Source organism: Bradyrhizobium sp. CCGUVB1N3 (genome assembly GCF_024199925.1).
GTDB lineage: Bacteria > Pseudomonadota > Alphaproteobacteria > Rhizobiales > Xanthobacteraceae > Bradyrhizobium.
Genome location: NZ_JANADR010000001.1, coordinates 8,557,851 through 8,570,177, shown reverse-complemented (window position 1 = coordinate 8,570,177; position 12,327 = coordinate 8,557,851). Strand labels below are relative to the sequence as shown.

Genomic DNA, 12,327 nt, shown 5'->3' with positions numbered 1-12,327 from the left:
GTCGATCCAATCGTTCGGTTCAATCGGTTCTGGAGCCTTGGCGGCGCCAGGGTACAGGTTTTACAGCTTACGCGATAAGTTATGTCGCTCAGGGTAGAGCTCTTCTGATTGCGATCATGTGCGCGACTTCATTTTCCAATCGAGCCAGGGTTTCTGCGAAATCAACCTTATCGGTATCGATCACAAGATCACTGAACGATCGTGCGCCGTAGCCTTCGGCAATCATGACCCGGATGCGATCGTGTTCCCCAGAGCTAAAGCCCCTCCCCCGCCGCTGGTCGACAATCGCCGTGTAGGTGGCTCGCAAGCTGATGAAAAACGAGCTTGCGCCGCATTCGCCAAATTTTCTTCGGAAATAGATCCAACTGATGCAACTGAGTGGGTAAGCAACGATCACTACGTCTCTGCTTTCCAATATCGCCGTACCCGTCTGAACTATAGCCCGGCTTGTTTGCAGGATTGAGCAGTACCAGGGGCGGCTGGGATCTGAGAAATCGTCCCCGTCGATAAACCCACCCGGGAGTCGTTCGGCAAGGGCGCGTCCGAGCGTCGTTCTGCCCACCCCGACCGGACCACTGAGGAAAATTGAGAACTTCATCGCTTAAAACGCGTCTTCGTGCAAAATCTCTCTGTTAAACTGAGAAAATACTCTTCGTATTGAAAGGAGACAAGGTTGGAAACTCCATCGGAATTGAACGGGCTTCGGAGCAGCATCGACAATCTGGACGCAGCCCTGGTCCACATCCTCGCGGAACGCTTCAGGTGCACTCGGCAGGTCGGAGAACTTAAGGCGCGGCTTCAGCTGCCCGCCGCAGATCCAGTTCGCGAGGAAAGGGCAGGCTCGCACAGGCCGCCAACCTTGACCCGGATTTTGCCCAGAAGTTCCTGGCATTCGTCATCAAAGAAGTGATCCGGCATCACGACATTGCTCGGGAAGCGATCGGAGACGCGTGAAACTGTCTCGTTCCGCATGGGACGCGTAGTCCGCCAACAGGCGCCACCTTCAACGGTGGCTATAAACGGATCGATGGCTTAGCGCGACCAAAAGCCATCGGGACATACATCTTCAGAGAAAGAAGGACGACAAATAGCCGATCTACATTGTTTTCCGCGTTCGATAACCGTGCGGACCGCGGGGATGGGCAATGTGAACATCACCATCTCCCTCACGCAGCGATCGCGTCAGGCAGGTAGCGCAGATGCACCGGCAGTTTCACGGCGACCTCCGCACCCGCTAGCCGGTCGAGCAGCTTCAGCACGCTGCCCTGACGCCCACCATAGAACAGCACGGTGCGCGGGCCGGTCGCCGGCATAGCCGCGATAATCTCATGCGTGCTCGACCAGACGTGTTCGAGTTGCTCTTCGCGCGTCATCGCTCTCACTGGTTGCGATTCCCGCTCGACGATCGCAGCGAGCATCCGGTCGGGCGAGCCCTTGGCGGAGAGATCGCAATAGCGGTGGAAAGTGCGCGCACGACCGTCGATCGTCAGCGCTAACAAGACGCTGGTGATGCTGCCGGTGAGGAATTCGCGCGAACATATCGCTACGCATCCAGAGCGGTGGCAGGATCTCGAACATACAGTCAAGTCCGTCGTGGTGCGGAATGCTTGTTCTCTTTCACGCAAATTGGTGGCACCTGTTGCTCGACGCCAATTCTTATGAAGCAGCTATCAGTAAAAATTGATGCTCGCAATATCTTCACCAGCTTCTGCGCGCTTCAAAACACGAACTACAAAATCGTCGGGCGTGCTAGAGGCTGACAAGAGGTAGAGCGTCGTAGGAGTCAAATGCACAACCGCTGCGCCTTTGTCTGCCGCCCACGCTGCTACTCGCATGTAGGCTTGCGCGGCTCGCACCGGAATACAGACTTCCCATTCTACCCATTGTAGAAATGCCCCATGCGAAAGGTGACGTTTCGCTTCGCGTAGCGCTTTCCCAATTTGTATGATGGATGTCACACATTGTTGTCGAATGCGATCGGCTTGGCCACGCAGGAACCGCGCGACAGTAGGTTGCACGTCGCTGTAATCGAATCTGGCTCTGATAGAAATATCGTTAGTGCTTCCGTTTGATCGACCACTCCTCAAGTCAGTGCTCATCAACCAGCTCGCAACTTCAACATCGCGCCACACGTCGATCTAGTCTCATGCAACCACAAATTTTAATGACGGTAAACAGCAGGTGCGACAAATTTGATCTGGCTTCCGCACGCTTGCGTGTTACGCTTAAACGTCGCACAGGTACGCAAGGGTTCGTTGATTGCTGATTGTGTCCAACGCTCCCGCTCGACGGTGATGACAGCGCATCTGGCGCTAGCCTTGGCGATGCGGAATGTCGTGTCGCCGAGCCGAAGCTGTCGCCAATCGTCCTCCGCCCATGGAGGCGCACCCTTCACGACCACATTGGCCCTAAATCTCGTGTGGCTTACCGGTCATTTCAAACGCTCACTCAAATCGTCGAGCGACGTCGCGTTAATCAGCAGCAAAGGAAAATCATCGGCAAATGAAAACCGGTCGGCAGGCCGCTAACGGCTCGATGGCGCTCACTAGAGGCGGACAATTAGCGCAACTTATGATGGGTTAAGTTTCAGCTCGCGCAACAGCCGGCGGCGCGAGCGAGCAGCACGTGGGTTTCAAGGGCTCATCAAGGAAGAAATGATACATCAGTTGGATTCGGCTAATCATGCACGGACAACTTGAGACCTATTGATCTTGAAATACGTATTCCAGCAGCCGTATATCGAAAAGTCGGTTAGGCAACGCACCTGTTGCGTGGCAAGCTCTCTCACAGAGAGGGGCGCGTTCTCGCGCGAGAAATCCAACGAGGACGGGACCGATTACTAGGGGCACCTCGTGTTTGTCCATGATGTATCGTGCTTTTCTGAAAAGCTGTCGACTATGCTGGGCAGGTCCTCAACATTCGCCAAGACATTCCTGATGGCGTGTCCCGTTCATCGGACTCGGCGCCAATCAGTTCTGGTGCGTATCCGACCGACATCTTCTTCAGCGAAGCATTCAATCATTGCTTCCGGGCTGAACCAAAGAGAGTTCTGAAGCGGCGCAAACGATTGGAGTGACCCATTCAAGAAAAAGACCGGTCACCGGCAACTCGCCATACAGCTTCGACGGTGCCTGTGGAATTTCGGGAGTTGCGCTGGGCGATCATAGCGTCCCAGCACCGAAGCTTGCGCCAAGCGGCGGAGACGCTCAGAATCAAGCAACCGACCCTTAGTCGTTGCCTGCGAGATCTCGAATGCAAGTTGGGCGTCACTCTCTTCAAGCGCACCAACGGCGGCACGCGGCCGACCATCGAGGGACAGGAATTCCTCGATGCCGCCCAGCGCATCGTGGATCAGACCGAAGCAATGACGGTTCGTGTCAAGAACCGCTCGCGCGGTGAGAGCGGTCGATTGACCATCGGTGTCCACGCCTCATTCTCAGCCGGCAATCTCCGGGCCACGTTCCTCGACCATCGGCAGCGCTTCCCAGAAGTTGATCTGCATCTGGTGGACGGATCGAGAGACCATCTGATCTCGGACCTCGCCAATTCCGCGATTGACATCGCCTTCGTGGCCGACCCCACTCCAAGCTGGAGCGACAGGACCTTGTTGCTCTGGAGCGAACGAGTCGTCGTCGCTCTCCCCAAGAACCATCCGCTGACAGCGCGTAATGTTGTTCATTGGGGCGAACTGAGGGAGGAAGCGCTTCTGTTGTCACAGCGCGGTCCGGCGCCGGAATTACTCAAACTTTTCGTCAGCAAATTGGGAGGTTCCGAACCGTGTTGGCTGCATCACCATGATGTGGCGCTCGACCGGCTCCTCACCTTGGTCGGAGCGGGCTGGGGTGTCCTGCTGGCACTGGAGGGTGCGACCGGCGCGGCCTATCCGGGGGTCACCTTCCGCGAGGTGCATGACGCTGACGGTCCTACCAGGCTGAGCTTCCGCGCTTACTGGCGGCAGACCAACTGCAATCCATCCCTGCGTCCGTTCCTCGACCTGCTTCGCGAACGCTATCCAGACCTCTCGGCCGGCCCAGGAACGGACTGAACAGCATTTCGCCGTACCTTCCACGAAGGCTCGATCCATCGCCATGAAGCGCTCGATCATCGGCGCGATCGGTTTGGCAGATTCGATCAGTATCGTCGCGTCGCCGCTACGCGTCAAACTCCGCATAGCTTTTGAGGTCCTTGATCGTCGCCGGCAGCTCGATCGTGAGCTACCGGCTTGTCGTGTTCAAGTGGTCAAACTTGAGCTGCGTCACGGTGTTTCTCCCTCCGGTAAAGAGCTAGAACCAAGTCATATGCCGCCGCCCGTGAAACAATTCGCGATTAGGCTGGAACGGCGAACGAAGACGTTGCTTCCACCATTGTCGGCTGACGGACCGATATAGCCGCGGTGTCGCATAGAATGGCGCCGGTGCTTGCTATGATCGCCTCACAGTCCCGGCAGGCTGAACCTCGCCTGCCGCCGACGCTGGCGCTCCTAATCGCTGAACCTGACGCTGGTCGACGGCCGAAGCACCCACGGGAAAGCGAACCAGGCCCATGCGATGATCTGAGGGACAAGATTGAGGATAAAGGCTACCTGGTACGCGATCTGCGGATAATGCCCCGCCAGAGGCGTCCAATGTTCAAGGACAATGCCAGTGGCATATTGCAGGACAAACGCCCCACCGATATGGAATACGTTCAGCGCAGCATTGGCCCGTCCGGCAAGTTCTTTCGGGAAATAACTAGCCAGGATCGCATAGCTAAGCACCGTAGCGGCGCCAACGGCGGCCACAGCGGCCCACAGGACGTACGATGACAACGGCCACCGGAGGATAATCCCGAGTTGCACGGCAATGAACACAAGGCCGACGACAGCGAGGAGCGCCTCTGTTCCGATGCCATAGCGACGCAGCCGATCAGCCAGAATGCCTAGCAGGAGCGCACCCAGGCTGAGGGCTGCGGCCATGACAAACAAATGTTGCACCAACGCAGCGCGATCAAGTCCCTCGACGTCAGTGAACCACTGCGCGGCCCAAAGTCCCTGCAGCGCCCAGGCGGTGCCGACGCAAGTCGCTGATAGCGGCGCCAGACGCCAGAAATGCGGATCGGTATAAATCGTCTTCAAGCTGGCCATAGCTGTTCCACGCATGACCGGCGTTGCCGATGCACTCTCGGGCACCAAGAGATAGATGATCGCCGAACAACCGGCCGTGACGAGAGCGAACAATGCGAAGAGCGTCCTCCACCCAACCCAAGCCAGCAACAACTGCGCTGGCGAGGTCGCGGTGACCGCTCCCAATGCACCGAGCATGACCATCAGGCCGTTGAGAAACGGAAGACGGTCCTTCGGAAACCAGAGAACGAGGGCTTTCAGTCCGGCGGTTAGGCTCGCGGCGACACCGAGACCGACTAGGGCCCGGCCTAGAAGCAGCATGAGCAAATTGTCCGATGTAGAAAACAATGCGGCACCGACCGCAGCAGCAACCAGCAGCACGCTCTGGACTAGCCGCGGACCATAGCGGTCCAGAAGGATGCCGACCGGTATCTGCGCTGCCGCGAACGTGAGAAAATAGACCGAAGTGAGCAAGCCAAGATCACCGGCGCCGAGCCCCAACTCCAATGTCAGGGGAGCGGCGATCAAGGCGTTAATTGTCCTGAAGAGGTACGAGAGATAATAACCGACAGCAAAAGGCAGAAACACCCGTATGATAAGAGCGGGGCCATTTACGTCTGCTAACTCGCGTCGCGGCGCAGAAGACGCCGTTGACATGGGCCGCCGTGCCCGAAACGTCGTCTCATCGCCGCTGGACCCCTTGCTGAAGCGGGCCGTGAGCCTGTTTTGGAAAGTTCCGAATGCTGCCGTCCTCCCGCACGGCAGCGTTCGGCTCTGATGCACCATCAACCGTGGCGGATGCGGTAAGAATTGATTCAGAAGACTTGGAAGTAGTGCCGAGCGCCTCGCTGGCCGCGAAGTCACCCCCGGAGCGGCTCTCATTTCTCCTGATACGGCGGTTCATAGTCTCCCGCATGAGAGACGTCCCCCGCTCGACACGACGTCCTGCTTGCGCGGCGAACTCCTCGAAGCGTTCGGAGCCCACGACAGTCGCCATATGCTGCTCTGCCGCCGATAACGAGGGCGTAACGGCCAAGTGAAAGCGCGCGTGAAGGGCGACGACCTCGTTCACCATCTTGAGATCGGCACCGAGACGCCCGATCTGATCGTTTAACTCAGTGAGGCGACCTGCCACGATCGCGAAATGTTCAGCAGCGCTATCGGATTCGAGAAAGCGATCGAGCGCGGCTTCGATAAGTTCTGATTTTGTCACTCCCGCGCGAGTAGCCGCGGCGGTCAACCGCGTTGTCATGGGTTCGCTGAGGTGAACGCCAGTCCGGGATTTCATAAGACTGCTCACTGTGAAGCGCCTAGAGTTCAGTCAACGGGCCACGGCCTTCGTGCGTGTATCGGACGTCATCTCAAGTTTCAGATTGGATTTGGCCTCAATCTCCGGACGCCCGCGGCGCCAGCTCCCACGCTCGACGGCGGCTAGAAAGCTGTCGAGCTGAGCATTGAATGCTGCCTGTTCTTCCAGATTGATGGTGTGGCCGGTATTGGGGCAGATCCAAAGACCGGCGTTGGGAAGCACTGTTTTCAGCATCAGGTTGGTCTCGAGGCAGGGTACGTCCTCGTCGCCAACGGCCAGCAATGCCGGTATTCGCATCGCTCCGAACTGATCGGCCAGATCATGCAATGACGGCCGTAACGCCTGACAGCGCGCCATCGTATTCGATAGACCCAGCGGTGAGTGGTGACGCAGGCGTTCCCAAAACTCTTGCCAACCCCGTGTATCCTTGTATTTGAGTTGGATACGAGTCTGACCATGTGCCATTTTCCGGGCCATCGCATCCATGCCGCGCTCGATGAAAGCCCGCGCGAGAATGGAGGTTTCTCTCGACCAGGCGTCGCGCTCCGAAGGAGCCGATCCGGCTCCCACACCGGCCGCGACAATCGCGCTGGCTCTCTGCGGAAAGCGCAATCCAAACTGCAAGGCGGCATATCCGCCCATGCTCGATCCGACCAGGTGTGCCTGTTCGATGACAAGGCCACGCATGACGGCGGCAATGTCGTTCACAGCGAGCTCCCAGCCATAGAGGGCCGGATCGCGAGGAGCGTCGCTGGGGGCATATCCACGGGCGTTGAAGGTGATGCAGCGATAGCTACGGGAAAAATACCGAACCTGGGTTTCCCATTGGCGGCTATCTGAGCCGAGCTCGTGCAGGAAAATGATCGGATGACCATCGCCGGCTTCCTCAAAATAAAGCTTCACACCCGTGGCATCGATATATGGCATCTGACTTCCTCTTCACCTGAACGCGTTTACGTGAGCAAAATTCTGGTCTGACCGGATTTGACTTGACGGGCTTTGGTCCCTGCCACCTCTCACAAGGCAACGCTGAACGATCGTTCCTTCATCGATTTGTTGCCGCGCGTTTCACCTTTGAGAACCCTTTGTCTGTCGCCATGAATCTTTGGATCATCGGAACGATGAGCTTGGCGGGATCGGGCGCCGGCTGTCCGCTCTCGCGCGCGATCGCCTCGGCGTAATTTTTAAGATTCCTGAAGACCGCTGCCGGAAGCTCAATGGTGAGTTTGACTGGCTTGTCGTCTTCGAGTGGCCCGAGCTTGAGCTTCGTCACGGCATTCCTCCCTTCCGGTAGGGGGCGAGTACTAAGTCCCGCGTCACAACCACGCGGACCGGAAAGCCTGGCCGGATCGTCAGCGTCGGCTGGATATTGAGCTGACGCTGCACGATCTGCTGGCCGGTCTGGCTGATGCTGTTGGACGCTCCGCTGCGGATCGCTTGAACGAGATTGTTCTCGTTCTGGCTCGTGCCCGCCTCGGCTCCGACGCTGAGCATGGTCGAGAGAACGGCGGCCTTGAACAGCATGCCCCAGTGGTTGTCGACCTCGTCCTCGAGCCCGGCATAACCACCGGTGTCCGCGCCGGGCTGGCGCTCCAGCACGATCGAATTGCCGTCCGGCATGATGATGCGGGTCCAAACCAGGAGGATGCGGCTCTGGCCGAACGCGACGGAGCTGTCGTACTGACCGATCAGCTTGGCGCCCTGGGGGATCAGAAGATATTTACCGGACGGACTGTCATAGACCGCCTCCGTCACCTGAGCGGTGATCTGGCCTGGCAGATCGGACCTGATGCCCGTGATGAGTGCAGCCGGGATTACGGTGCCAGCCTGCACGACGTAAGGTGAGACCTTGACTTCGAGCCGATCCGGACTGACCGTGCGCTTGTCCGTCGAGGCGTTGAGGAAGGCCGTCTTGCGGTCCTGCATGTTTTGAGCAGATCCGGCATCGACGGGTGGGGTCGCGGCTGGGGCCGTCGCAGTGGCAGGCGAGGTATTCGGGATGGGTTGGCCTATGCTCTGCGGTTGCTGAACCGTCTGGGCGAAGAGGCGGCTGACGCGCGCCGCCTCGATCTCCTGGCTTCTCCGCTGCGCCTCCGGATCGGACGTCGTTCCCGGGACCACGGTATTCGGTGCAGCGCCCGCGTTGAGCATCGGCTTGCCGAGATCGCCGGGCAGCGGTGGTCCGAGCGGCGGCGCTTGACGCGGTAGGCCGGTATAATCCTTCGGCAAGGCGGCAAGGCCCTCAGGTGAAGGGCGGTTCTGGGTGCTGAGGAGCTCCTGGCCGACTTGCTGCTTGTTGCGGGTCTGCAGGGCGTAGCCGAGCGCACCGGCGACCGCCAGCGCAGACACCGCGCCAAGGCCGACCAGCATCTTGCGCGAGAGGCGTGTGACAGGCGGCCGCTCGCCTCGAAGCCGAAGATCCGGCGGTGCGACGGGTGGGACGTCGTTTTGACGTTCGTCTTCGCTGCCTATCGCCATGCGCGCGGCCTTCCGTCGGTGCGGACAATGCGCACGCGCCGCTCGCTATCCTTGTCGCCAAGACGTAATTCGGCGGCCGCGAACAGGCGATCGACGATGTAGTAATTGCGGTTCGCCCGGTAGTTGACAAGCTCTGAGCCACCGGCCGGACCGATGACAAACAGCGGCGGCATTTCGCCCTGGACGATACCGCTGGGAAACTCGATATAGACCTTATTCCCGTCGTCGAAGGCGCGCAGCGGGCGCCAAGCCGGGTCATCGCCCTCGATCGCGTAGCGGAAGTTGATCGAGGCGAGATCGACGCCGGCCGCAATCGGCGCCGCGGCCTCAGCCGTCGCGTTCTGCTGCCGAAGCGCAATGAGCTGGTCCTCGGGATATTGCCAGGAGACCGAGGCCATATAGGTCTTTTCCGTCGAGCGCAGCTCGAGGAGATAGGTTCGCCGGTCGGTGTTGATGACGAGATTGGTGATCAACTCCGGCCGCGTCGGCTTGACCAGGATGTGGATCTTCTTGCTCGCGCCCGCGCCGCTCTCGGTATCGCCGATGATCCAGCGCACGGTGTCGCCGGCGGCCACCGGACCGGAGCCGACGAGCTGCTCGCCCTCCTGGAGGGCGACATCGGTGATCTGGCCGGGCGCCGTATAGACCTGGTAGAGGGCTCCGCCGGAGAACGGATAGACCTGGACCGCATTGATGAAGCCGTTGCGGACGGGCTGCACCCGGGCCGCGGCATTGGCCTGTTTGACGCGAACTTTTGGGTCGGCGGCTTCGGGGACGTGCTTGCCGGCCGCGAGGGGTTTCAACTGGCCGGGCAGCGGCAGCAGCTTTGGCAATTCGACGATCTTGACGGGTGGCGGCGGATCGGCCGTGAGCGTCGCGGGCTCCGCGCTATCGTAGTTGATGTCAGGCGGGATGAAATTGTGCGCGCAGCCGCCGAGGGAAGAGATGGACATCAGCAAAGCCGCCAAAGCGGATTTACGGAAGCACGTGTTCTCTCCCTTCTGGCTTTGCTGAACGATAGAGAGACGCGAAGCCGGACCGCCGGCATGTGAGAAAAACGGCGGGGTCATTGTCCCAGCTCCTTTGACCAGTTGATGGCGTTGACGTAGATGCCGAGTGGATTTTTGCGCAGCCGGTCGGCGTCGGTCGGTGGCTGAATCGCGATGGTGAGGATCGCGGTCCAACGTGTGGTGCCGGCGAGCGCTCCGTCCTGATAACGGTGCTCCACCCAGGCCACGCGAAAACTGTCGGGCGAGGCGCGGATGACGCTGGAGACGTCGATTGCGACCTGCTGCTTGCCGAGACTGGCGAAGGGGTCGTTAGCGCGGGCGTAATCGTTCAGCGCCATCGCGCCCGCCGTGGTCGTGAAGTCGTAGGCCTTCAGCCAGTTCTCCCGCACGATGATCGGATCCGCGGGAAGCGAGCGCACCATCGCGATGAAATGGGCGAGATACCAGGCGATCTGCGGATCGCTCGGCCGGTAGTCGGCGACGGCCGGCGCCACGGCTTGTGCCTCACCGATCTTGTCGACCTGCACCACCCAGGGAACGACGGTGCCGTGCGTGGATTGCCAGACCAGACCGCCGGCAAGACCGCACGAAAGGATCAGCGAACCGAAAGCCATCAGCCGCCAGTTCTTCGCCTGCACACGCGCGGAGCCGATGCGATCGTCCCAGGCTTGCGCGGCGCGCTGATACGGGGTTGCAGGTTCGGGCGTGCGGCCGTAGCGGACCGACGATCGCCGAAAGACTGACATTGTTATTCTCCCCCTGATAGCTCGACGGAATGGCCGCCACCATGGCTGTCGCCGGATTTGAGGGCTTGCGCGGCCGTCTGCGCGCCGTGAACGATCGTCTGATTGCGCTTGACGCGCTGGGCCCAGGCGGGCGGACCGCTCTCGCTCGCCGCTTGAGGCGCGGCTCCATCGCTTGCGGCCGCGCCACGCTCAATGGTCCCCATGGTCGAGGAACCACCCGTGTTTGCGACACCGGCGCGGGCGCCAGAGGTGAAGCTCTCCGTCATTGCCCCCGCTGCTTGCGCGGCGGCGCGTCTGACGGGAGCTGCCGCGGCGCTGGCAGCAGCACGGCCGGCGCCGCCGATACCCGAGGCAACGCCGCCAGCACCGGATCGGCCTGCTGATGCAAGGCTGTAAGCAGAGGACATGCCGCCTGCCATCGCCGCACCACCGCGTGCGGCGGCCGCAGCACCGGAGGTCGCCGCCATCGCTCCCCTCCCCGCGAGCCCAAGCCCTGCGCCCGCCGCCATCGCGGTGCCGGCGACGGCAAGGCCGGTGCCGACCATAGCGCCCGCGCCAAGCTGCGGCGCCCCCGAGACAAGACCGGTTGCGATGCCGGGCCCGAAGATGCCGAGGCCGAGCATGGCGAGCGAGGCGAGCACGACAGAGAGCGCCTGCTCGATGGTCGGCTGGCCGCCGGCATAGGCAGTGGTGAATTGGGAGAACAGCCCCGTGCCGATGCCGACGATGACGGCGAGCACCATCACCTTGACGCCGGAAGCGACCACGTTGCCCAGCACCTTTTCCGCAAGGAAGGCGGTCTTGTTGAACAGGGCGAAGGGAATGAGGATGAAGCCGGCGAGCGTCGTCAGCTTGAACTCGATCAGCGTGACGAACAGCTGCACCGCCAGAATGAAGAACGCGATCAGCACCAGCAGCCAGGACACCATCAGCACGGCGATCTGGACGAAATTGGCGAAGAAACTGGTGAAGCCCATCATCTGGCTTGCGGCATCGAGCAGCGGCTGCGCGGCGTCGAGGCCGACCTGTGCGAGCCGGCCGGGCCGCAGGAAGTCTGCGGTCGAGATCGACGAGCCGCCGGCCTTCAGGCCAAGACCAGCAAAACTGTGGAAGATGACGCCTGAGAGACTGTTGAAGTTGGTGATGATGAAGGCGAAGAAGCCGATGTAGAGCGTCTTCTTCACCAGCCGCTGGAGAACGTCTTCGTCGGCGCCCCAGGCCCAGAACACGCCGGCCAAGGTGATGTCGATGACGATCAGGGTCGAGGCGATATAGGTGACCTCGCCTTTGATCAGGCCGAAGCCTGAATCAATGTAGGTGGTGTAGGTATTGAGGAAGGTATCGATGACGCCGACGTTGTTCATCGCGCGTCTCCTTCCGTAGCGTTCGTCATCGACGACGTGGCCGGCGCGGCCTGTGGCAGCAGCGGCCGCGCCGGCCTGCCGAAGAAGCGCGCGCGGTTCTCCTCCCAGACCGCCCGGCAGTGCGGATCTTCGGCATCCTGGGACCTAAGCGCGCGGCAGCGGCGCAGCTCGGCCGAGAGATCATCGGGTGCAGAGATGGCGGGCGCCTCGGATACCGGCCCTGACGGCGGGCGCCGATGAATGTAGGACAGCGTGGCCATGAAGATGGCCAACAGGGCGACCATCGCGACTGCGCGCCAAAAATCCGAGCGATCCATCT

Annotated in this window: 13 protein-coding genes and 3 pseudogenes; 3 read left to right on the top strand and 13 right to left on the bottom strand. The window is 60.6% G+C overall.

All coding sequences use genetic code 11. The features are described from left to right. Positions 1 to 88: 88 nt before the first annotated feature. Positions 89 to 598 carry a hypothetical protein gene (locus tag NLM33_RS40475; RefSeq protein WP_254104006.1) on the bottom strand — a complete coding sequence of 170 codons (510 nt, stop codon included), beginning with the start codon at positions 596 to 598 and terminating at the stop codon, positions 89 to 91. A 75-nt stretch (positions 599 to 673) separates the two neighbouring features. Between NLM33_RS40475 and NLM33_RS40470 the strand changes: the two are divergent. Next, positions 674 to 954: pseudogene (locus NLM33_RS40470) on the top strand (chorismate mutase). Between the two features lie 212 nt (positions 955 to 1,166). On the opposite strand, the pseudogene NLM33_RS40465 reads toward NLM33_RS40470, so the two are convergent. From NLM33_RS40465 to NLM33_RS49960, 3 genes and pseudogenes are all read right to left on the bottom strand, one after another. After that, positions 1,167 to 1,584: pseudogene (locus tag NLM33_RS40465) on the bottom strand (DUF1419 domain-containing protein); the annotation flags it as partial. Between the two features lie 86 nt (positions 1,585 to 1,670). Then, the gene (locus tag NLM33_RS40460) at positions 1,671 to 2,099 is read right to left on the bottom strand and encodes a DUF3102 domain-containing protein (protein ID WP_254104005.1); all 429 of its coding nucleotides are present in this window, start codon (positions 2,097 to 2,099) and stop codon (positions 1,671 to 1,673) included. 62 nt (positions 2,100 to 2,161) lie between these two features. Continuing rightward, positions 2,162 to 2,416, bottom strand: a pseudogene (locus tag NLM33_RS49960) (MOSC domain-containing protein); the annotation flags it as partial. Between the two features lie 711 nt (positions 2,417 to 3,127). Between NLM33_RS49960 and NLM33_RS40455 the strand changes: the two are divergent. Together NLM33_RS40455 and NLM33_RS40450 are read left to right on the top strand one after the other, a co-directional pair. Beyond that, positions 3,128 to 4,045 carry a LysR family transcriptional regulator gene (locus tag NLM33_RS40455; RefSeq protein ID WP_254104004.1) on the top strand — a complete coding sequence of 306 codons (918 nt, stop codon included), beginning with the start codon at positions 3,128 to 3,130 and terminating at the stop codon, positions 4,043 to 4,045. 43 nt (positions 4,046 to 4,088) lie between these two features. Then, entirely contained in the window at positions 4,089 to 4,388 is a 300-nt protein-coding gene (locus NLM33_RS40450; protein WP_254104003.1) for a hypothetical protein, read from the top strand. Between the two features lie 92 nt (positions 4,389 to 4,480). Here NLM33_RS40450 and NLM33_RS40445 read toward each other — a convergent pair whose 3' ends face one another. The 9 genes from NLM33_RS40445 to trbK-alt form a co-directional block, all read right to left on the bottom strand. Next, a complete protein-coding gene (locus NLM33_RS40445) occupies positions 4,481 to 5,758 on the bottom strand; it encodes a nitrate/nitrite transporter (RefSeq protein WP_256570587.1) in 1,278 nt (425 codons plus the stop codon). Positions 5,759 to 5,783: 25 nt separating this feature from the next. Continuing rightward, on the bottom strand, positions 5,784 to 6,389 hold the full coding sequence (locus NLM33_RS40440) for a ribbon-helix-helix protein, CopG family (RefSeq protein ID WP_254104001.1): 606 nt from the start codon (positions 6,387 to 6,389) through the stop codon (positions 5,784 to 5,786). Between the two features lie 33 nt (positions 6,390 to 6,422). After that, positions 6,423 to 7,337: an alpha/beta fold hydrolase gene (locus NLM33_RS40435; protein WP_254104000.1), complete on the bottom strand. Its 915-nt coding sequence runs from the start codon at positions 7,335 to 7,337 to the stop codon at positions 6,423 to 6,425. 118 nt (positions 7,338 to 7,455) lie between these two features. Further along, positions 7,456 to 7,683 carry a DUF2274 domain-containing protein gene (locus NLM33_RS40430; RefSeq protein ID WP_254103999.1) on the bottom strand — a complete coding sequence of 76 codons (228 nt, stop codon included), beginning with the start codon at positions 7,681 to 7,683 and terminating at the stop codon, positions 7,456 to 7,458. Next, positions 7,680 to 8,888: a TrbI/VirB10 family protein gene (locus NLM33_RS40425; RefSeq protein ID WP_254103998.1), complete on the bottom strand. Its 1,209-nt coding sequence runs from the start codon at positions 8,886 to 8,888 to the stop codon at positions 7,680 to 7,682. The genes NLM33_RS40430 and NLM33_RS40425 overlap by 4 nt, the downstream gene beginning before the upstream one ends. Further along, positions 8,879 to 9,958, bottom strand: coding sequence for a P-type conjugative transfer protein TrbG (trbG, locus tag NLM33_RS40420; RefSeq protein ID WP_254103997.1), 1,080 nt, complete (start codon positions 9,956 to 9,958; stop codon positions 8,879 to 8,881). Before trbG ends, NLM33_RS40425 begins: the two co-directional genes overlap by 10 nt. Continuing rightward, positions 9,955 to 10,644, bottom strand: a complete 690-nt coding sequence (gene trbF / locus NLM33_RS40415; RefSeq protein WP_254103996.1) for a conjugal transfer protein TrbF — start codon at positions 10,642 to 10,644, stop codon at positions 9,955 to 9,957. The genes trbG and trbF overlap by 4 nt, the downstream gene beginning before the upstream one ends. Positions 10,645 to 10,646: 2 nt before the next feature. Beyond that, positions 10,647 to 12,008 (bottom strand): P-type conjugative transfer protein TrbL, encoded by a 1,362-nt coding sequence (trbL, locus tag NLM33_RS40410; RefSeq protein ID WP_254103995.1) that lies wholly within the window; start codon positions 12,006 to 12,008, stop codon positions 10,647 to 10,649. Further along, the gene (gene trbK-alt / locus NLM33_RS40405; protein ID WP_254103994.1) at positions 12,005 to 12,325 is read right to left on the bottom strand and encodes a putative entry exclusion protein TrbK-alt; all 321 of its coding nucleotides are present in this window, start codon (positions 12,323 to 12,325) and stop codon (positions 12,005 to 12,007) included. Before trbK-alt ends, trbL begins: the two co-directional genes overlap by 4 nt. Between the last annotated feature and the right edge of the window lie 2 nt (positions 12,326 to 12,327).